The following is a 19167-nucleotide window of genomic DNA, read 5'->3' as shown; positions in this document are numbered from 1 at the left end:
GTTCTGAAACGTGAAGAAGGGACTGCTTTATGACGGTTGCTCTGTGGTGCATTTTGATTGCGATCTTCCTGCCATATCTGTGCACGGGTGTCGCGAAGGTCAGTGGCGGGTACAGACTGAAAGACAATCATGATCCACGAGGGTTTCTCGATTCCCTGGAGGGGTTGGGCAAGCGGGCGAATGCGGCGCAGCTGAACAGTTTTGAAGTGACGCCAGCGTTCGCAGCCGCGGTGATCGTGGCGCACCTGGCGGGCAACGCCGAATTGGTGACAATCAATGTGTTGTCGGTGTTGTTCATCACCAGTCGTCTGCTCTACATCATTTTCTATCTGACGGACCTGGCGACGCTGCGGTCGTTGATGTGGTTGGTGGGGATGGGGTTGATCGTGAGTTTCTTTGTGGCGTCGGTTTAAAGGCAAGATCAAAGGATTGCAGGCTTCGCCAGCTCCTACCGGGTGTCGAATGTGCCTGTAGGAGCTGGCGAAGCCTGCGATCTTTTGACGTTAAAGTTTGTCCGCCACCTGCGGCACTTGCGGTAGCACTGCACCTTTGGGCCAGAGCATCCAGATCTGTCCCTGCTGTTTCATGTCCCCGGCCAGTTGCCCGGCCGCATCGCCGGTACCCCAGAACAGATCTGCCCGAACCTCGCCGGCAATGGCGCCGCCAGTGTCCTGCGCTGCCACGGGGCGAACCAGGGCCGTGCCGTCCGGTTTTGTAGTGGACAGCCACAACAGACTGCCCAGCGGAATCACCTTGCGATCCACCGCCGCGCTGTAGCCGGCGGTCAACGGTACGTTCAGCGAGCCGCGCGGACCTTCATTGCTGTCCGGGTTTCGGGTGAAGAACACGTAGCTGGGGTTGCTGCCGAGCAGTTCGGGAATGCGCGAAGGATTGGCCTTGGCCCAGGTGCTGATGGCGCCCATGGTCACGTCTTCTTTTTTCAACTCGCCCTGTTCCACCAGCCAGCGGCCGATCGGTCGATACGGATGGCCGTTCTGATCGGCGTAAGCGATGCGCAGCTGGCGACCATTGTCGAGCTGGATACGACCCGACCCCTGGATTTGCAGGAACTGCAGGTTCATCGGGTCGGTCAGCCAGGCCACAACCGGCGCCTTGACCCCTTTGCTCTCGATGGTTGCCGCATCGTCGTACGGCTTGAGCACGCGACCTTCGAGTCGCCCGCGCAGGCGCTTGCCCTTGAGTTCCGGGTAAATGCTGTCGAGGGCGACGATGATCATGTCTTCGGGGACGCCATAGACCGGGACATTGGCAGCGCCGGTCTGGGTCAGGCTCCCGGGATAGACCGGTTCGTAGTAGCCGGTGATCAGGCCGTTGGGGTTGTCGTTGGCGGCGCGCAGGCCATAGACATCGAGGTTCTGCTTGAGAAAACCGCGAATGTCGCTGGCGGTTTGCGGCACGTTGGCAGCCGCGGCGCAGGTGCCACCCCAGACCGGGTCCGCCTTGAGTCGGGTGCAGGCGCTGCGCCAGGAACCGAAACCGGCGACCAGATCGCTGTCGGACACCGCCGGCAGTGCTTCCCATGTGGCGCTGGAGTAGGTGGCAAGGGCGTGGGTTTTCGGTTGTTGTTTGTCGCCACCGGTGCAGCCTGCGAGCAGGGCCACCATCGGCAGGGTCCAGGCCAGGCTGTGACGCCATGCCTTGAAACGGCTGTTCATGGAGTGATTCCTTTGCCGGTTGCCTGAGCGCTCCATGTGCTCAAGCAACCCTTGTTGATAATAGGGCTATTGGTCTTTGCCGATGACGCGAGGATACTGGCCGCCGTTTCCCGTGACCTGAAGCCACCATGACTCTTAAAAGACTTTCTGTTGTATTGCTGGCCTGCCTGACGCTGTCCGCTTGTGGCGGTATCGACCCCAACTCGCCGCTCGGCCAGCGCAAGGCCATTTTCAAGCAGATGCTCAAAACTGGCGAAGACCTGGGCGGCATGTTGCGTGGACGCATTGCGTTCGATGGTCCTAAGTTCGCCGAAGGCGCGGTGAAGCTCGATGCGTTGTCCCGTGAGCCGTGGCAGCATTTTCCGCAAGTGCGCGAAGAGGATCACACCAGCGCCAAGAGCGATGTCTGGGAGCAACAGACACGTTTTCAGGCAATGGCCCGTGACCTTGAAGGCGCCACCGGTGAATTGGTGATTGCCAGCCAGGTCCAGCCCTACAAGGCTAGCAACCTGGGGCCGGCGGTGCAGAAAGTCGAAGATGCTTGCAGTGCTTGTCATAAGGCGTTTCGGGATCATTGATTGGTGTTGCTCGGTCCGACGAAGGCTGCTTCGGCAATACCAAAGCTCTTTGTTCGTTATCCGTTCTTACTTATCCAGCTCATCCAATGCGTTCTGCAATTCCTTGCGGGCATCGGCGAGTTTGTCTTTGCGCTTGTTGATCTTGTCGGGGTCGCCTTTGCTCATGGCCTTGTCGAGGTCCGCCTGACGCTTGCTGACTTCGTGCTTGGCGTCGAGCACCTTGTTTTCCCGTTCCTTCTTCAGCGAGGCGTCGGTGCAGTTGGCTTCGACTTCGCTCAGGGCCTTTTCCAGCCCGGCCTGCTGATCGGCATTGCCGTGGACCTTGGCCAATTCGATCTGGTTGACGATACCTTGCTTCTTGGCGGCGCAACCGGTCAGCCCCGGCGCTTCCTCGTCCGCCATCAACGGGGTGGCCAGCACGCTGCAAAGGGTCAACAGGGCGAGCGGTGAAAGAAGTTTCATAAAAGCTCCATGTAGGAAAGCAAGCAGACCGGTGTGGCAATGGCTTGTTGGAGCCCAGCGGTCTCCTGGGGTTCCCGGTGGGCGCAGGGCCGACCGCTAAAAGCCGTCAATCCCCGCATCACGTAACGTTTCACTCAAGGCCAGAACCTGCGGATCGCGGAAAAAAGCGTTCAGTTGCGCTGCGCGCCCTGGCCCGATATCGGCCGCGGCCCGCCATTGTTCGATGTCGCGCCGGGCCAGTGCCTGCCATGAGTCGCCGAGAGGCGCCTGGCCTGTCGGCGGTAATCCCAAGGCTTTGAGCCAGTGTATAAACGGGCGTTGCCGGGCCTGGCTGAAGCTGTCCGCAAGGCGAAGCGCACTGCGCTCGCCGAAACCGTCAATGGTAGCAAGCTCTTGGGCATCGAGGGTCAACCAATCCAGCAGACTGTTCAGGCGACCTGTTGCAAGAAGTTTTTCCCAAGTCCCCGGACCCACATTGGGCAGCGCCAGGCCCTGTTTGCTGCTGAGCCAGGTCAGGCGCGCGAGGAACTGGCTCTCGCAGCCTGGAGTCGGTTGCCAGCAACTCAATGAATGAAAGTCCTCTGCCAGGGGGGCGTTCAATTCGGCGCGCTCGCTGCTGCGCAATACAACGCTATCGAGCCTGGGAATGGTCAGCCCGGCCAGGCTGATGGCAACCTGATCACCCGGGCGGATATCCAGCGTCTGCCAGCGTTGCAACGAACCGACGCTGACGTGTTTGATCTGCCGGTCATCGAGCTTCACCGGGGTCAGTTCAAGTACCGGAGTGATCCGCCCGGTCCGGCCGATTTTGAAGTGAACCTGGCGGACTTCGGCCAGTGCCTTGGCGAAGGGGTATTTCCAGGCAATGGCCCAGTAGGGTGACCTGGTCTGCCAGCGTTCGGCGGCTGGGCGCTGGTTTTGACGCAGGACCACACCGTCGCTGGCAAAGGGCAGGGGGGAGCTATACCAGTGTTCGCGCCAGCGTTCGGCATCGATGACTGAAGTAACTGGCTGGCTGTATGCCGTGGTATTCGGGAAGCCCAGCGCAGTCAGCGCCGCGGCACGCTCGGGCACGCTCGCCGGCCCTTGGGGCCAGTCCCAGACAAACAAGTCGATGTTGGCGGCCTGTTCGGCGCTCAAGACCTTGCGCGCCATCAGGCCGGCCACCGAGCCGCGGGCATTGAGGCTGCCGGCCCGGGCCTGCACATGATCGGTCAGGCGCCAATACAGTTCGCCTTGCACGATCAAGTCCCGGGCCTGCGATAGCCGTTGCGGGATGGCCGGAATCAGCCGCGCAGGAACCGTCCAGTCCTGACCGCTCTGGCCGTCACCACGACTGATTGCCTGGGCCAACAGGCCGTTGCGGTAAACCAGGGTCACCGCCACACCATCGATTTTAGGCTGGACCCAGACGTCCACCCGGTCACGCAGCCATTTTTCCACGGCGGGCCGATCGTGCAGCTTGTCCAGGCCGGTGTGGACGATGGGGTGGGGCAAGGTGCCGCGCGCGGTGCGCAAGGGGTCTGCGGACGGGCTCAGGTTGAAGCAGTGGCGCCATTGGGTGAGTCGCGCGCGGGACTGGTCGTAGAGTTCATCGGCGACCAGTGAACGTCCCAGGCGGTGATAGCTGTCGTCCCAGAGGTCGATTTGCTGTTGCAGTTTGTCGACTTCGTTCCGGGCGCGTTCGGGTGGCCAGGCCGGGCACTCGGCGGCGCTGGCGGTCAGATAGGTAAAGGTCAGTAGAGCGGCGAAAAACAGGCGCAGGTCGGGAAGCATCTTGAGCGTCCTTGCTCGGTGAGGTGCGTGAAGGCTAGGTCAGTATGGGGTGGCGCGCAGAGGGGTGTTTTTGCCGGGTATTTCCAGTGGCTGTGCTGGCCACTTCGCGAGCAGGCTGCGACGCGGTGTAAAGCGAATCCCAATAAAAAGCCCCGCAGGGCGCGAACCGTGCGGGGCTTCGGGTGTTGCGGGGAATCCTTACAGGCCGGCAGCGGAACGCAGGGCGTCGGCGCGGTCGGTTTTTTCCCAAGTGAACGTGGTGAAGGTGTCGTCACCCACGGTCTTGGTCGCCGGGGTGCGACCGAAGTGGCCGTACGCAGCGGTTTCCTGATACATCGGGTGCAGCAGGTCGAGCATGGTGGTGATCGCGTATGGGCGCAGGTCGAATACTTCGCGGACCAGTTTGACGATCTTGTCATCGCTGATCTTGCCGGTGCCGAAGGTGTTCAGCGAGATCGACGTCGGCTGGGCAACGCCGATGGCGTAGGACACCTGGATCTCGCAACGCTCGGCCAGGCCGGCAGCGACGATGTTCTTGGCCACATAACGACCGGCGTAGGCCGCCGAACGGTCAACCTTCGATGGATCCTTGCCGGAGAACGCGCCGCCACCGTGACGGGCCATGCCGCCGTAGCTGTCGACGATGATCTTGCGACCGGTCAGGCCGCAGTCGCCCACCGGGCCGCCGATGATGAACTGGCCGGTCGGGTTGATGTGGAACTGGGTGTCCTTGCTCAGCAGTTCGGCAGGCAGCACGTGCTTGACGATCAGCTCCATCACGCCTTCGCGCAGGTCGTTGTACGACACTTCAGGGTTGTGCTGGGTCGACAGAACGACGGCGTCGATGCCGACAACCTTGCCGTTTTCGTAACGGCAGGTCACTTGCGACTTGGCGTCCGGGCGCAGCCAAGGCAGCAGGCCGGATTTACGGGCTTCAGCTTGCCTTTGTACAAGCTGGTGCGAGAAGGTGATCGGTGCAGGCATCAGCACGTCGGTTTCATTGCTGGCGTAGCCGAACATCAGGCCCTGGTCGCCGGCGCCCTGATCTTCAGGTTTGGCACGGTCGACACCCTGGTTGATGTCAGGGGACTGCTTGCCGATGATGTTCATCACGCCGCAGGTCGCGCCGTCGAAGCCGACGTCGGAGCTGGTGTAGCCGATGTTGGTGATCACGTCACGAACGATCTGCTCCAGGTCAACCCAGGCCGAAGTGGTGACTTCGCCGGCGATGATGGCCACGCCCGTTTTCACCAGAGTCTCGCACGCCACACGGGCGAACTTGTCTTCAGCAATGATGGCGTCCAGCACCGCATCAGAAATCTGGTCGGCGATTTTGTCCGGATGCCCTTCAGACACGGACTCGGAGGTGAAAAGGGAGTATTCGCTCATCTCGATGTTTTCCTGAAATTACCGATGGTGAGTGTCGCCAGCCGGTCGCTGAAAATGGCGGACCTGGATCTGGAAACCATTACGTAAGCCTACATAGAGGCTTTCCCCGGGAACGAGTCCCGCAGCGGTGGCCCAACGGGCCAGATCGTCCTGTTCAAACCCCAGCCAGAGATCACCGCAGGCCTCCTTGGCCCAACTCTGGTTGTGGCTACATAACTCTGTCACTAACAGGCTACCGCCTGATTGCAGCAAATTGGCCATGTGCTTGAGCGCATCGGCCGGCGCGGCAAAATGGTGCAGCACCATGTTCAGTACAACGCAATCGGCCTTGAGGCTGACGCCGTTCAATGCATCGGCCAATTGCAGACTAACGTTAGTCAGCTTGTCGCGTTCGCAGACCTGGCGCGCCAGTTCGAGCATTGCGCTGCTGTTATCCAGCGCCGTCACCTGCGCGAAGCGGCGCGCCAGTTCCGGCAGGAATGCGCCGTCTCCGGGGCCGACTTCAATGGCCGTGGCGTCTTTGTCAAAACTCAGCTTGTCGAGCAGGGCCACCACGCTTTCGCGGTATTGCGGCAGGCCGGCGATCAAGTCTTGCTGGGCGCGAAACTTTTCCGCCACCCGTGAGAAAAAGTCCTGGCTGGCGGCCGCCCGTTGCCCATGGACCTGAGCGATGCGCGACTGTACGTCAGTCGGCAGCGTCAGGTTGTCCACCTCTTCGAGCAAGGCGGCGTGCAATTTGCCACCCGGCAGTTCGGTGTGGGGCAGGGCGCGACGGTAGAAAATCGCGTTGCCTTCGCGGCGCGTCGCCACCAGGTCGGCCTGGGCCAGTACCTTGAGGTGGTGACTCATGCCTGACTGACCGATGCCGAAGATCTGCGCCAGCTCCAGTACGCCGAACGAGTCGTTGGCCAGTGCGCGTAAAACATTCAACCGCAGAGGATCGCCGCCAGCCTTGCACAAGGCCGCCAGCTCATCGCAATCGTCGTGTTGAATGGATGGCACGCGTAAATTCATAAGGCCGGCAGTCTAGTCACGGGTCGAAGGCATCGCAAGAGCAATATCAAAAAGTTTTGATATTGCTCGATAGATGGCACTTCTTAACGTTAGCTTCTGTCAACAAACGGATGGCGGAAAGGTTTCACCAAGCGAAACCGTCGTTATCCATTGGAAAAACGCCTTCAGATGACTATCTGTCATTGCCCCGAGGCGTCCCGGTGAGGGAAAATGCTCGCCTTTTTTCCGTTTCGTTTTATTCAAGCCCCCAGGAGAACAGCGATGCCTAGCCGTCGTGAGCGTGCCAACGCCATTCGTGCCCTCAGCATGGATGCCGTGCAAAAAGCCAACAGCGGCCATCCCGGTGCCCCGATGGGTATGGCGGATATCGCCGAGGTACTTTGGCGCGACTACCTCAAGCACAACCCGAGCAATCCATCGTTCGCCGACCGTGACCGCTTCGTGCTGTCCAACGGCCACGGCTCGATGTTGATCTACTCGCTGCTGCACCTGACCGGCTACGACCTGTCGATCGACGACCTGAAGCAGTTCCGTCAACTGCACAGCCGCACCCCGGGCCACCCGGAACTCGGCTACACCCCGGGCGTCGAAACCACCACCGGTCCACTGGGCCAGGGCCTGGCCAACGCCGTGGGTTTTGCCCTGGCTGAAAAAGTCATGGCGGCGCAATTCAACCGTCCTGGTCACAACATCGTCGACCACCACACCTATGTGTTCCTGGGTGATGGCTGCATGATGGAAGGCATTTCCCACGAAGTCGCTTCCCTGGCCGGTACCCTGGGCCTGGGCAAGCTGATCGCCTTCTACGATGACAACGGCATCTCCATCGATGGCGAAGTCGAAGGCTGGTTCACCGACGATACGCCGAAGCGTTTTGAGTCCTACAACTGGCAAGTGATCCGCAATGTCGACGGTCACGACCCGGAAGAAATCAAGACGGCGATCGACACTGCACGTAAAAGCGAGCAGCCAACCCTGATCTGCTGCAAGACCACCATTGGTTTCGGTTCGCCGAACAAGCAAGGCAAGGAAGATTGCCACGGCGCTCCACTGGGTGACGCGGAAATCGCCCTGACCCGTGCGGCGCTGAAATGGAACCACGGTCCGTTCGAAATTCCGGCCGATATCTACGCCGAGTGGGATGCCAAGGAAGCAGGTCGCGCCGTGGAAGCCGAGTGGGACCAGCGTTTCGCCGCTTACTCCGCCGCGTTCCCGACTGAAGCCAGTGAACTGGTGCGTCGTCTGAGCGGTGACCTGCCAGCTGACTTCAGCGAAAAAGCCTCGGCCTACATCGCCGAAGTGGCGGCCAAGGGCGAAACCATCGCCAGCCGTAAAGCCAGCCAGAATGCCCTGAACGCGTTCGGCCCGTTGCTGCCTGAGTTCCTCGGCGGTTCGGCTGACCTGGCCGGTTCCAACCTGACCCTGTGGAAAGGCTGCAAAGGCGTCACCGCCGAAGACGCCAGCGGCAACTACATGTACTACGGCGTGCGCGAGTTCGGCATGACCGCGATCATGAACGGTGTTGCCCTGCACGGTGGCCTGGTGCCTTACGGCGCGACCTTCCTGATGTTCATGGAATATGCCCGCAACGCGGTACGCATGTCGGCCCTGATGAAGCAGCGTGTGATCCACGTCTACACCCATGACTCCATCGGTCTGGGCGAAGACGGCCCGACTCACCAGCCAATCGAGCAACTGGCCAGCCTGCGCTGCACGCCGAACCTCGATACCTGGCGCCCAGCCGACGCCGTTGAATCGGCGGTGAGCTGGAAATACGCACTGGAGCGCAAGGACGGTCCTTCGGCCCTGATCTTCTCCCGTCAGAACCTGCAGCACCAGACCCGCGACGCCGGCCAGATCGCCGACATCAGCCGTGGTGGCTATGTGCTGAAAGACTGCGCGGGCGAGCCTGAGCTGATCCTGATCGCCACCGGTTCGGAAGTCGGCCTGGCCGTTCAGGCCTTCGACAAACTGACCGAGCAGGGCCGCAAGGTTCGCGTGGTTTCCATGCCGTGCACCAGCGTGTTCGATGCCCAGGACGCCGGCTACAAGCAATCGGTCCTGCCGTTGCAGGTCAGCGCCCGTATCGCCATCGAGGCCGCTCACGCGGACTACTGGTACAAGTACGTGGGCCTGGAAGGCCGCGTGATCGGCATGACCACCTACGGCGAGTCGGCGCCTGCGTCGGCCTTGTTCGAAGAGTTCGGCTTCACTCTGGAAAACATCCTGGGTCAGGCTGAAGAGCTGCTGGAAGACTAAACACGACGCGGTGGTTTCACGACCACCGCGGTCCCTTGTAGGAGCTGCCGGAGGCTGCGATCTTTTGATCTTGATCTTCAAAACCAAGATCAAAAGATCGCAGCCTCGTTTCACTCGACAGCTCCTACAGGGTTTGCGTTGTTAACTAGATTTCGATCTGCCTGCGTCTATCGAGAACCCCATGCCTCAACCGCGTCCCTACAAAGTTGCACTCAACGGCTACGGCCGGATTGGTCGTTGCGTCTTGCGTGCGTTGTTCGAGCGAGGCTCGACGGCTGGGTTCGAGATTGTCGCGATTAACGATCTGGCGGACATGGCCAGCATCGAATACCTGACACGCTTCGACTCCACCCACGGCCGGTTCCCCGGCGAAGTGAAGGTCGACGGCGATTGTCTGCATATCAATGGCGACTGCGTGAAGGTCCTGCGCAGTGCCACCCCCGAAGGCATCGATTGGGCGTCCCTGGGCGTCGATCTGGTGCTGGAGTGCTCCGGCGCTTACCACACCCGCGAAGACGGCCAGCGTTTCCTCGACGCCGGCGCCCCGCGTGTGCTGTTTTCCCAGCCGATGGCCAGCGAGACGGACGTCGACGCGACCATCGTCTACGGCGTGAACCAGGATTGCCTGACCGGCGACGAGTTGCTGGTGTCCAACGCGTCCTGCACCACCAACTGCGGCGTGCCGTTGTTGCGTCTGCTGAATCAGGCCATTGGTCTGGATTACGTGTCGATCACCACCATTCACTCGGCCATGAACGATCAGCCGGTCATCGATGCCTACCACCACGAAGACCTGCGCCGTACCCGTTCGGCGTTCCAGTCGGTGATTCCGGTGTCCACCGGTCTGGCGCGAGGTATCGAGCGCCTGCTGCCGGAACTTGCCGGCCGAATTCAGGCCAAAGCCGTGCGGGTGCCGACGGTCAACGTGTCCTGCCTCGATATCACGATGCAGACCGCCACCGCGACCGATGCCACCGAGGTCAACCGGATCCTGCGCGAAGCCGCCACCAGCGGCCCGCTCAAAGGCCTGCTGGCTTATACCGAGTTGCCTCACGCAAGCTGTGATTTCAACCATGACCCACATTCGGCCATCGTCGATGCCAGTCAGACCCGCGTTTCCGGCCCACGGCTGGTGAACATCCTGGCCTGGTTCGACAACGAGTGGGGTTTTGCCAACCGAATGCTGGACGTTGCAGAACACTATCTGCAAACAGCAACTTCAAAAAAACCGTAGGAAGTGCGACCCATGACCGTGTTGAAGATGTCCGACCTCGATCTGCAAGGTAAGCGCGTATTGATCCGCGAAGACCTCAACGTCCCAGTCAAGGACGGTGTTGTCACCAGCGATGCGCGTATCCTGGCCTCGCTGCCGACCATCAAGCTGGCCCTGGAAAAAGGCGCGGCCGTGATGGTCTGCTCGCACCTTGGCCGTCCGACCGAAGGCGAGTTCTCGGCCGAGAACAGCCTCAAGCCAGTCGCCGACTACCTGAGCCGTGCCCTGGGTCGTGAAGTGCCGCTGGTAGCCGATTACCTGGGCGGTGTCGACGTGAAAGCGGGCGACATCGTGCTGTTCGAAAACGTGCGCTTCAACAAGGGCGAGAAAAAGAACGCTGACGAACTGGCCCGGCAATACGCCGCCCTGTGCGACGTGTTCGTGATGGACGCCTTCGGCACCGCTCACCGTGCCGAGGGTTCGACCCACGGCGTGGCCAAGTTCGCCAAAGTCGCTGCTGCCGGCCCGCTGCTGGCCGCTGAACTGGAAGCACTGGGCAAAGCCCTGGGCGCCCCGGCCCAGCCGATGGCGGCCATTGTTGCCGGTTCCAAGGTGTCGACCAAACTCGACGTGCTGAACAGCCTGAGCCAGATCTGCAACCAGTTGATCGTTGGTGGCGGTATCGCCAACACCTTCCTGGCCGCCGCCGGTCACCCGGTCGGCAAATCCCTGTACGAGCCGGACCTGCTGGACACCGCGCGCGCCATCGCCGCCAAGGTCAGCGTACCGCTGCCAGTAGATGTGGTGGTTGCCAAGGAATTCGCCGAAAGCGCCGTTGCGACCGTCAAGCTGATCGCTGACGTCGCTGCCGACGACATGATCCTGGACATCGGTCCGCAGACCGCTGCCAACTTCGCCGAACTGCTGAAGTCGTCGCAAACCATCCTGTGGAACGGTCCGGTCGGCGTGTTCGAATTCGATCAGTTCGGTAACGGTACCAAGGTGCTGGCCCAGGCCATCGCAGACAGCGCAGCGTTCTCCATCGCTGGCGGCGGCGACACCCTGGCGGCCATCGACAAATATGGCGTGGCCGAGCAGATCTCCTACATTTCTACCGGTGGCGGCGCGTTCCTCGAATTCGTCGAAGGCAAGGTCCTGCCAGCCGTTGAAGTCCTGGAAAGCCGGGCCAAGGCCTGAGGGTCGCCCGTTTGACCAGGCAGGGAGTGTTGAAATGGTCAAGACGTTAGCGCTGTTGATCGTCGCAGGTTCGCTGGTGGCGTGCGGGAGTAACCCGAAGGCCACCCCGGAACCTGCGCCGTCCGAGTCGGACAAAGGCTGCTACCAGGCTGACTGGCAGGCGGAAACCAACCCGGTGCTCAACAAGCGTTCCGGGCCGGAAGGCCTGGACAAATACGAGACCCAGGCACCCGCCAAGGAACATGGCTGCCCTTGACGGGTCTGACTCATTACTCAGGGCTGGCAGCGTGCGCCGTCAGTCGAGGGACACGGATGAAAGGTTTTATCGCCGTTGCGGCGCTGACGTTGTTGGCCGGTTGTGCTCAGTTCAATCAGTTGAACCCGTTCCAGTCGTCCGCGTCTGTGGATAACTGGACCACCTGGACCTGCGACAGCCAGGCCAAGGTGCTGTGGCGCTACACCGACGACAGCCGCAGGGAAGTCGATGTGCGCCTGGGCGGTGCCGATCAGGTCTACCGCCTGAAGCAGGAACCGGGTGCATCGGGTTCGCTGTACAGCAATGACATGCTGGCGTTCCACATAAAAGGTGAGGAAGGCCTGGTTTACTGGGTCGCCACCAATGATTTGATCGGCCGTGGTTGCAAGGCCGAGTAAAACGAAGAACACCGAATCCGCAGCCCGGCTTAACCCCCGATCTGCAAAAACTTGAATAGCCGCCGCCGCTCCGGCAGGCTGGCACGATTAACGACCCTCAACCGGGAGAGATACACACAATGGCACTTATCAGCATGCGCCAGATGCTGGACCACGCAGCCGAGTTCGGCTACGGCGTTCCAGCCTTCAACGTCAACAACCTTGAGCAGATGCGCGCCATCATGGAAGCCGCTGACAAGACTGACTCCCCGGTGATCGTCCAGGCTTCGGCCGGTGCTCGCAAATACGCCGGCGCACCGTTCCTGCGTCACCTGATCCTGGCTGCCATCGAAGAATTTCCGCACATCCCGGTGTGCATGCACCAGGACCACGGCACCAGCCCTGACGTCTGCCAGCGCTCCATCCAGTTGGGCTTCAGCTCGGTGATGATGGACGGTTCCCTCGGTGAAGACGGCAAGACCCCGACCGACTACGACTACAACGTCCGCGTTACCCAGCAAACCGTCGCCATGGCTCACGCCTGTGGTGTTTCGGTAGAAGGCGAGCTGGGCTGCCTGGGTTCGCTGGAAACCGGCATGGCCGGTGAAGAAGACGGCATCGGCGCCGAAGGCGTCCTGGATCACAGCCAGATGCTGACCGACCCGGAAGAAGCCGCTGACTTCGTAAAACGCACTCAGGTGGATGCCCTGGCCATCGCCATCGGCACCAGCCACGGCGCCTACAAGTTCACCAAGCCGCCTACCGGCGACGTGCTGGCCATCGACCGTATCAAAGAGATCCACAAGCGCATTCCGAACACTCACCTGGTGATGCACGGTTCGTCTTCGGTTCCGCAAGAGTGGCTGGCGATCATCAACCAGTACGGCGGCGACATCAAGGAAACCTACGGCGTACCGGTTGAAGAAATCGTCGAAGGCATCAAGCACGGCGTGCGCAAGGTCAACATCGACACCGACCTGCGCCTGGCATCCACTGGCGCCATGCGTCGCCTGATGGCCACCAACCCGAGCGAGTTCGACCCGCGTAAATTCTTCGGCGCCACCGTCACCGCCATGCGCGATGTATGCATCGCTCGCTACGAAGCCTTCGGCACTGCCGGCAACGCTTCGAAGATCAAGGCGATCTCGCTGGAAGGCATGTATCAGCGTTACCTGAAAGGTGAGTTGAACGCCAAGGTCAACTGAGCCTGAGCGTTAAACTGCCTTGATGAAAAACCCGTCGAGAGGCGGGTTTTTTGTGGGCCAGAGAAATGTATGCCACGGGCTTTCGGGCTATTGATTGTGATCGATATCCAGCTTGCTGAAGGTCACCTTGCCGCCTTCGGTGGTGTACCCGGTGTTGTCCTGCACATAGACCCCGGCCTTGAAGTACAGCGGTTTGTCGCGCCAGGTTGTGCTGATTTGCGTATCCCACTGATAACCTGCCGCGCTGATGCCCAAGGCGCCACCGGGGCTGAGGTGTATGAGGTAGTTGAACTCCTGATCGAGTTTCACCCCCGTCGCAACGATGATCACCCGGCCAGTATCGTCATCGGGATGCATCCGGACCTTGGCGACGATATTGCCGGTGCCTGTACTGGTTTTGTATTGGTATTCGACCTTCACCAGAGGTTTCTGGCTTTGATAGGCATGGATCTGGCCGATGACGACCTTCCCGGAACTCGGCACCTGGTTTACTGCCAAAGTGGCATACAACAAATTGTCGGCCTCCGGGTAGTACCAGTTTTTCAACGTGCCGTTGCTGTAGGTTTCACGCAATTCGGTGCGCGGATAAATCGCGTTTTCGGTACGGGAACCGGTCACGGGCGTCCAGAAAAACAATGTGCCGGTGTCGGAATGGAAGTATTGATCCTTGAAGCCATCCACCAGTTTGGCGGTTTCGACGGTGTACGGCGGGCTGCCAACGGGAACGCTGAGGTTCCAGGTTGCGAGGTCGATCATGTCGGTTCTTCCACTGGGTTCATGCTGCACGGGCGTGCCAGAAGCTCTAGACCGCACCTTTGGGGCGGCCTTTATAAGCGTAGCGGGGGATTTTGTTAATGCTCCCCTGACGGGTGGTTGACGTCAACATCCTGTCGAAATGCCATCTTTCGGGTTTTCACCGGACTGGGCATTCGACCGTTAGTCGGTAAAAAGACACAATGATTAAGTGGTGGCTCACTGACACCTTCTGCTTTTGCAGAACCGGGTCTAGAGTGAGGGCACAGTATTTGTCCGGTTTTCACGAGAAACCGGCCTGACACCCCCGCAATTAGAGAAGCAGCATGGAATGCGCGCAACCCACGCCAGTAGAAGGCGGCTCAACCCTTTTAGTCGTCGACGATTACCCTGAAAACCTGATCAGCATGCGCGCGTTGTTACAGCGCCAGGGCTGGCGGGTCATTACTGCCACCTCGGGTTTCGAGGCTCTCGGCTTGTTACTTGAACACGAAATCGACCTGGTGCTGCTGGACGTGCAGATGCCGGGCATGGACGGTTATGAAGTGGCACGCCTGATGCGCGGTAGCCAGCGAACCCGTCTCACCCCGATCATTTTCCTGACCGCCAACGAACAGTCCCAGGACGCCGTGATCAAGGGCTATGCCAGTGGTGCGGTGGATTACCTGTTCAAACCGTTCGACCCACAGATCTTCACGCCCAAGGTCCAGGCGTTGCTCGAACACCAGCGTAACCGTCGGGCCCTGCAGCGTCTGAGTCACGATCTGGAAGCCGCTCGTGCCTTTAATGCGTCGGTGCTGGATAACGCAGCCGAAGGCATTCTGGTGTTGGGCGAGGACGGTCTGATTCGTTTTGCCAATCCGGCGATGTCACGGTTGCTCAATGCCACGGTGCAGGAACTGCAAGGCAAGGAGTTTCTGGACTACCTGCAAAAGCCGCATATCCCGATCTGGGCCGATTCCGAGTTGCTGGCCGGATACAAGCGCGGCGAAACCTTGCGCCTGCACGATGCCCAGTTACGAACCGCGCCCGGCCAGCAGGTGCCGGTGGCCTTGTCCTGCGCGCCATTGCCCGCCGAGCAACACGCGATGGTTGTGACCGTGCTGGACATGTCGGTGGTGCGCCATCTGCATCAACAACTGGAATTTCAGGCGGTTACCGATCCGTTGAGCGGATTGCTCAACCGTCGGGGTTTCTACCAGACCGTAGAGAACCTGCTGTTGCGCGGTGAGCGTTCCAACAGCTCCTGGGTCTTGATGTACCTGGACCTCGACGGCTTCAAGCGAGTCAACGATTCCCTCGGGCACGATGCCGGCGATCGGGTGCTGCGCTGGGTCTCCGAACAGTTGAAGGCTTGCCTGCGGCCCTTCGACATTCTGGCGCGGATGGGCGGCGACGAGTTCACCGCGCTGCTGGATCTGGAGTTCCCCGAGCAGGCGGCGAAGATTGCCGAGAAGCTGATCGAGCGAGTGTCGATCTGTCAGCAGATCGATGGCCTCGATATCGCCCTGGGTGCCAGCATCGGCATTGCCACGTTCCCTGAATGTGGCGCCAATCTCGACGGCATGCTGCGGGCGGCCGACATCGCCATGTACGAAGCCAAGCGTGCCGGCCGCCAACAATATCGTTTCTACGATCATGAAATGAACGGCCGGGCGCGCACGCGGCTGATGCTGGAAGAAAGTGTGCGCACAGCCATCGAGAACCGGGATTTCAATCTGGTGTATCAGCCTCAGGTTGCGATTTCCGACGGGCGGATTCGGGGTTTCGAGGCCTTGTTGCGCTGGCAGCATCCGAGCGTTGGCGATGTCCCGCCGGGGCTGTTTTTGCCATTGCTGGAGGAGGCACGGCTGATCAGTCGCCTGGGCAGCTGGATCTACCATCGCGGCGCCGGGCAGCGTAAAGCCTGGGAATCCCTGTTTGCCGAGGACCTGGTGCTCGGCGTCAGCTTGAGCAGTACGCAGTTCGGCATGCCCAACCTGGTCACCGAGTTGCGCCAGGTGCTGGAGCGCCATGGCCTGCAACCGCATCATCTGGAGGTCGAGGTCACGGAAGAGGCCTTGATGCACAACCCCGAAGAAACCCGCAAGCAATTGCGCCTGCTGCACAATCTGGGCGTACGCGTGGCATTGGATGACTTCGGGGCCGGACCTTGCTCCCTGACGCACCTGCGTGACCTGGAGCTGGATACCCTCAAGATCGACCGCCATTTGATCGCCCGGTTGCCGGAGTCGGCAAGGGATGCGGCGCTGGTGCGCAGTGTGATCGACCTGTGCAGACAGTTCGGGATGCTGGTGATTGCCGAAGGGGTGGAAACCGTCGCGCAGTATGAATGGCTGCAAGCCAATGGCTGTGCATATGTGCAAGGTTTTCTCGTGGCCCGGCCGCTGATGGCCGAAGATACCGGGGCCTTTGTCCAGCCGTTTGACTGGAGCGCGCTGCCTCGCTGAATTCGCTACACTGGCGACCTTTCAGTGACCTGTATTGCCGCCCCGATGACCGTGTTGAAATATCTCCAGGCTTATCCTGCTACCTTGCAGGATCAGGTGCGCCAGCTGATCGCCGACGGTCGGCTGGGCGACTACCTGAGCCAGCGTTACCCGCAAAAGCACGGGGTGCAGAGTGACAAGGCGCTGTACACCTATGCCCTGGACCTCAAGCAGGAATACCTGCGTAATGCCCCGGCCATCGACAAGGTGCTGTTCGACAACCGTCTGGACCTGACCCACCGTGCCCTTGGCCTGCACACTACAATTTCCCGGGTGCAGGGCGGCAAGCTCAAGTCCAAGAAGGAAATCCGCATCGCTTCGCTTTTCAAGGAGGCGCCTTCCGAGTTCCTGAAAATGATCGTGGTGCATGAGCTGGCGCACTTCAAGGAGTCGGACCACAACAAGGCGTTCTACAAACTGTGCGAACACATGCTGCCGGGTTATCACCAGGTGGAATTTGATGTGCGGGTATACCTGACATGGCGGGATCTGTAGGAGCTGCCGTAGGCTGCGATCTTTTAAGGAGCATTGGATGGACGTGAGCAAGACCAAGAGCAGCTTCTATCGCCGGTTGTACGTGGCGTACCTTATCGACAGCGGTCTGGCCAGCAGCGTCCCGACGCTGACCGAGGTCACCGGCATGCCCCGGCGTACGGCGCAGGACACCATCGCGGCGTTGGCGGATCTGGATATCATTTGTGAGTTCGAGCAGGAAGAGGGCGCGCGCAACCATGCGGGGCGCTATCGGATTCGCGAGTGGGGGGCGATTGATCGCGGGTGGATCGAGCGTAATCTGCGGCAGATCAAGGCGGTGCTGGAGTATCCCTGAAATCTTTTCAGAGGATTGACTGGCGCCTTCGTCGGAACGCCGCCCGGAGCAAGCCCGCTCCCACATTTGATCTCTATCGCACACAAAATCTGTGTTCACTGCTGATCTGATGTGGGAGCGGGCTTGCTCGCGAAGAGGCCCTTACGGACGACGCATGCCAATGTGTGGAATGCCATCCTCGACAAATTCCTCACCCGTCACGACAAACCCGTACCGCCCGTAATACCCCTGCAAATGCGTCTGGGCCGAGAGGTAGATCGGCGTTTGCGGCCAGCGTTCTTCAATCTGCTTCAATGCCTGCTCCATCAACTCATGTCCAAGCCCGGCACCTCGTGCTTGTGGAGCAATGATCACCCGACCGATCACTACGTCCCCGCCTTGCAGTTCCGGGTCGAGCAGCCGCAGATAGGCCACCAGTTGATTGTTGTCCCAGGCCATCAAGTGACAAGTGTCACCTTCCAGGTCCTGGCCATCCACGTCTTGATAAGCGCATTGCTGCTCGACGACGAACACTTGCGCACGCAACTGCAAAATGGCGTATAGCTGTTCCTTGCCCAGGTCGCTGTGGTGTTTGCAAATCCAATCGACTGTCATGTTTTGATTCCCTGAAAACGTCGTTCCGATACTAAGCGCACTCACGCCAGAAGTCTTTATGGCGGAAGAATCTGTGACAAAGGCCAAAATGCCATCATTCATTTTTCGCGCGGATGTCTTCTTTGTGTAATCTGGATCGCAGCGCTGGGTTGTTGCTTCGATGAGCTAATGTTGAGTACCCGGGTCCTGCCGGTACGGGGGTCTTGGGGTTTTGGCTGAAAACACGTCGGGCAACCCGCCCGCTAAGGATTTTCTGGCATGCCGCGATTGCATCGAGCGTTGGCCTTGATTGGATTGCTGTGGCTGGCTCAGGGAGCGGCTGCAGAAAAACTGCGGTTGGTTGCTGATGCCTGGCCACCCTTTACCGACTCCACGCTCGTCAACGGTGGTCTGGCCACGGACATTGTCAGTACCGCGCTCGCCAGGGCTGGTTATGCCAGTGATTTCGAACAGGTGCCCTGGGCACGGGCCTTGATGGGATTGGGCGAGGGTCGATACGACGTGCTGGTCAACGCCTGGTACACCGAGGAGCGAACCAGGCTTGGCCAGTTTTCCGGCGAGTACCTGCTCAATCGCGTGCGTTTTCTCAAGCGCAAAGATGCGCCCATCGAATTCAATAACCTGCAGCAATTGCACACTTATCCGATTGCCATCGTGCGTGGATACGCCTATTCGCCTCCGTTCGACAACGACGAGTCGTTGCAGAAAATCCCCGTGCACAGTTTCGCCATGGCGGTGCGCATGCTCGCGGCCGACCGGGTCAAGCTGACGCTGGAAGATGAATTCGTCGCCCGCTACTACCTGGCCCGTGAGTCACCCAAGGTGCGAAACGCCGTGGAGTTCCTGCCCAAGCCATTGAGCGAGAACAGCCTGCATATCATGGTCAGCCTGAAGAATCCCGAGCATGCACGGATCGTCGCCGGTTTCGACCGGGAGATCGCGGCGATGAAGGCGGACGGAAGTTATGACAAGTTGATTAAACAGCACGGGATGTGAGTGGGTTGAGCCAGTTTCTGTGCTGTTGCTGATGGCCTCTTCGCGGGCAAGCCCGCTCCCACACTAGATCTTCAGTCGACACAAATTTTGTGAACACCAGAGAA

General features: G+C 60.2%; 19 protein-coding genes. 12 read left to right on the top strand and 7 right to left on the bottom strand.

The window, feature by feature from the left end:
* Window positions 1-29: 29 nt before the first annotated feature.
* Entirely contained in the window at window positions 30-413 is a 384-nt protein-coding gene (locus AB4O40_RS15650; protein WP_056726529.1) for an MAPEG family protein, read from the top strand.
* A 90-nt stretch (window positions 414-503) separates the two neighbouring features.
* Here AB4O40_RS15650 and mltA read toward each other — a convergent pair whose 3' ends face one another.
* Window positions 504-1676, bottom strand: a complete 1173-nt coding sequence (gene mltA / locus AB4O40_RS15645) for a murein transglycosylase A (RefSeq protein WP_056726530.1) — start codon at window positions 1674-1676, stop codon at window positions 504-506.
* A 128-nt stretch (window positions 1677-1804) separates the two neighbouring features.
* Here mltA and AB4O40_RS15640 point away from each other — a divergent pair, with 128 nt between their 5' ends.
* The gene (locus tag AB4O40_RS15640) at window positions 1805-2254 is read left to right on the top strand and encodes a c-type cytochrome (protein WP_056726531.1); all 450 of its coding nucleotides are present in this window, start codon (window positions 1805-1807) and stop codon (window positions 2252-2254) included.
* Window positions 2255-2320: 66 nt separating this feature from the next.
* Here the strand turns inward: AB4O40_RS15640 and AB4O40_RS15635 are convergent, their stop codons facing one another.
* The 4 genes from AB4O40_RS15635 to AB4O40_RS15620 form a co-directional block, all read right to left on the bottom strand.
* Complete coding sequence (locus AB4O40_RS15635; protein WP_056726532.1) at window positions 2321-2716, bottom strand: DUF1090 domain-containing protein; 396 nt, start codon at window positions 2714-2716, stop codon at window positions 2321-2323.
* Window positions 2717-2812: 96 nt separating this feature from the next.
* Window positions 2813-4492: an NAD-dependent DNA ligase LigB gene (gene ligB, locus AB4O40_RS15630; protein WP_409078145.1), complete on the bottom strand. Its 1680-nt coding sequence runs from the start codon at window positions 4490-4492 to the stop codon at window positions 2813-2815.
* A 198-nt stretch (window positions 4493-4690) separates the two neighbouring features.
* Entirely contained in the window at window positions 4691-5881 is a 1191-nt protein-coding gene (gene metK / locus AB4O40_RS15625; protein ID WP_008050251.1) for a methionine adenosyltransferase, read from the bottom strand.
* 18 nt (window positions 5882-5899) lie between these two features.
* The gene (locus AB4O40_RS15620) at window positions 5900-6895 is read right to left on the bottom strand and encodes an ArsR/SmtB family transcription factor (RefSeq protein WP_056726535.1); all 996 of its coding nucleotides are present in this window, start codon (window positions 6893-6895) and stop codon (window positions 5900-5902) included.
* A gap of 261 nt (window positions 6896-7156) precedes the next feature.
* Between AB4O40_RS15620 and tkt the strand changes: the two genes are divergently transcribed.
* From tkt to fba, 6 genes are all read left to right on the top strand, one after another.
* A complete protein-coding gene (gene tkt, locus AB4O40_RS15615; RefSeq protein WP_409078144.1) occupies window positions 7157-9154 on the top strand; it encodes a transketolase in 1998 nt (665 codons plus the stop codon).
* Between the two features lie 181 nt (window positions 9155-9335).
* Window positions 9336-10388, top strand: coding sequence for an erythrose-4-phosphate dehydrogenase (gene epd / locus AB4O40_RS15610; protein WP_056726537.1), 1053 nt, complete (start codon window positions 9336-9338; stop codon window positions 10386-10388).
* Window positions 10389-10400: 12 nt separating this feature from the next.
* Window positions 10401-11564 (top strand): phosphoglycerate kinase, encoded by a 1164-nt coding sequence (locus AB4O40_RS15605; protein ID WP_056726538.1) that lies wholly within the window; start codon window positions 10401-10403, stop codon window positions 11562-11564.
* A gap of 34 nt (window positions 11565-11598) precedes the next feature.
* Window positions 11599-11820, top strand: a complete 222-nt coding sequence (locus tag AB4O40_RS15600) for a hypothetical protein (RefSeq protein WP_056726539.1) — start codon at window positions 11599-11601, stop codon at window positions 11818-11820.
* Between the two features lie 56 nt (window positions 11821-11876).
* Window positions 11877-12218, top strand: coding sequence for an MliC family protein (locus AB4O40_RS15595; protein ID WP_223541338.1), 342 nt, complete (start codon window positions 11877-11879; stop codon window positions 12216-12218).
* Between the two features lie 119 nt (window positions 12219-12337).
* Window positions 12338-13402, top strand: a complete 1065-nt coding sequence (gene fba / locus AB4O40_RS15590) for a class II fructose-bisphosphate aldolase (RefSeq protein ID WP_007981624.1) — start codon at window positions 12338-12340, stop codon at window positions 13400-13402.
* 87 nt (window positions 13403-13489) lie between these two features.
* On the opposite strand, the gene AB4O40_RS15585 is transcribed toward fba, so the two are convergent.
* Window positions 13490-14158, bottom strand: a complete 669-nt coding sequence (locus AB4O40_RS15585; protein ID WP_056726541.1) for a polysaccharide lyase family 7 protein — start codon at window positions 14156-14158, stop codon at window positions 13490-13492.
* Between the two features lie 323 nt (window positions 14159-14481).
* On the opposite strand from AB4O40_RS15585, the gene AB4O40_RS15580 reads away from it, so the two are divergent.
* Genes AB4O40_RS15580 through AB4O40_RS15570 form a run of 3 tightly spaced genes read left to right on the top strand, consistent with a single transcriptional unit; the run spans window position 14482 to window position 17473 of the window.
* The gene (locus AB4O40_RS15580) at window positions 14482-16605 is read left to right on the top strand and encodes a putative bifunctional diguanylate cyclase/phosphodiesterase (protein ID WP_223541339.1); all 2124 of its coding nucleotides are present in this window, start codon (window positions 14482-14484) and stop codon (window positions 16603-16605) included.
* Between the two features lie 45 nt (window positions 16606-16650).
* Window positions 16651-17139, top strand: coding sequence for a M48 metallopeptidase family protein (locus tag AB4O40_RS15575; RefSeq protein WP_046039320.1), 489 nt, complete (start codon window positions 16651-16653; stop codon window positions 17137-17139).
* 37 nt (window positions 17140-17176) lie between these two features.
* The gene (locus AB4O40_RS15570) at window positions 17177-17473 is read left to right on the top strand and encodes a winged helix-turn-helix domain-containing protein (protein ID WP_008050237.1); all 297 of its coding nucleotides are present in this window, start codon (window positions 17177-17179) and stop codon (window positions 17471-17473) included.
* Between the two features lie 141 nt (window positions 17474-17614).
* On the opposite strand, the gene AB4O40_RS15565 is transcribed toward AB4O40_RS15570, so the two are convergent.
* Window positions 17615-18067 carry a GNAT family N-acetyltransferase gene (locus AB4O40_RS15565; protein WP_056726543.1) on the bottom strand — a complete coding sequence of 151 codons (453 nt, stop codon included), beginning with the start codon at window positions 18065-18067 and terminating at the stop codon, window positions 17615-17617.
* Between the two features lie 258 nt (window positions 18068-18325).
* Here AB4O40_RS15565 and AB4O40_RS15560 point away from each other — a divergent pair, with 258 nt between their 5' ends.
* Window positions 18326-19063, top strand: a complete 738-nt coding sequence (locus AB4O40_RS15560) for a substrate-binding periplasmic protein (RefSeq protein ID WP_056726544.1) — start codon at window positions 18326-18328, stop codon at window positions 19061-19063.
* Window positions 19064-19167: the final 104 nt, after the last annotated feature.

The organism is Pseudomonas sp. S2_F07, assembly GCF_054668325.1.
The sequence above is the reverse complement of the archived record's forward strand: the minus strand, read 5'-3'. Positions and strand labels throughout refer to the sequence as shown.

Bases quoted from the DNA above. Each gene is read 5' to 3' on its own strand.
- AB4O40_RS15565 (WP_056726543.1), bottom strand. From the start codon at position 18,067: ATGACAGTCGATTGGATTTGCAAACACCACAGCGACCTGGGCAAGGAA.
- metK (WP_008050251.1), bottom strand. From the start codon at position 5,881: ATGAGCGAATACTCCCTTTTCACCTCCGAGTCCGTGTCTGAAGGGCAT.
- epd (WP_056726537.1), top strand. From the start codon at position 9,336: ATGCCTCAACCGCGTCCCTACAAAGTTGCACTCAACGGCTACGGCCGG.
- AB4O40_RS15635 (WP_056726532.1), bottom strand. From the start codon at position 2,716: ATGAAACTTCTTTCACCGCTCGCCCTGTTGACCCTTTGCAGCGTGCTG.
- fba (WP_007981624.1), top strand. From the start codon at position 12,338: ATGGCACTTATCAGCATGCGCCAGATGCTGGACCACGCAGCCGAGTTC.
- AB4O40_RS15570 (WP_008050237.1), top strand. From the start codon at position 17,177: ATGGACGTGAGCAAGACCAAGAGCAGCTTCTATCGCCGGTTGTACGTG.
- AB4O40_RS15575 (WP_046039320.1), top strand. From the start codon at position 16,651: ATGACCGTGTTGAAATATCTCCAGGCTTATCCTGCTACCTTGCAGGAT.
- AB4O40_RS15650 (WP_056726529.1), top strand. From the start codon at position 30: ATGACGGTTGCTCTGTGGTGCATTTTGATTGCGATCTTCCTGCCATAT.
- AB4O40_RS15600 (WP_056726539.1), top strand. From the start codon at position 11,599: ATGGTCAAGACGTTAGCGCTGTTGATCGTCGCAGGTTCGCTGGTGGCG.
- ligB (WP_409078145.1), bottom strand. From the start codon at position 4,492: ATGCTTCCCGACCTGCGCCTGTTTTTCGCCGCTCTACTGACCTTTACC.
- AB4O40_RS15640 (WP_056726531.1), top strand. From the start codon at position 1,805: ATGACTCTTAAAAGACTTTCTGTTGTATTGCTGGCCTGCCTGACGCTG.
- tkt (WP_409078144.1), top strand. From the start codon at position 7,157: ATGCCTAGCCGTCGTGAGCGTGCCAACGCCATTCGTGCCCTCAGCATG.
- AB4O40_RS15580 (WP_223541339.1), top strand. From the start codon at position 14,482: ATGGAATGCGCGCAACCCACGCCAGTAGAAGGCGGCTCAACCCTTTTA.
- AB4O40_RS15585 (WP_056726541.1), bottom strand. From the start codon at position 14,158: ATGATCGACCTCGCAACCTGGAACCTCAGCGTTCCCGTTGGCAGCCCG.
- AB4O40_RS15595 (WP_223541338.1), top strand. From the start codon at position 11,877: ATGAAAGGTTTTATCGCCGTTGCGGCGCTGACGTTGTTGGCCGGTTGT.
- mltA (WP_056726530.1), bottom strand. From the start codon at position 1,676: ATGAACAGCCGTTTCAAGGCATGGCGTCACAGCCTGGCCTGGACCCTG.
- AB4O40_RS15605 (WP_056726538.1), top strand. From the start codon at position 10,401: ATGACCGTGTTGAAGATGTCCGACCTCGATCTGCAAGGTAAGCGCGTA.
- AB4O40_RS15620 (WP_056726535.1), bottom strand. From the start codon at position 6,895: ATGAATTTACGCGTGCCATCCATTCAACACGACGATTGCGATGAGCTG.
- AB4O40_RS15560 (WP_056726544.1), top strand. From the start codon at position 18,326: ATGCCGCGATTGCATCGAGCGTTGGCCTTGATTGGATTGCTGTGGCTG.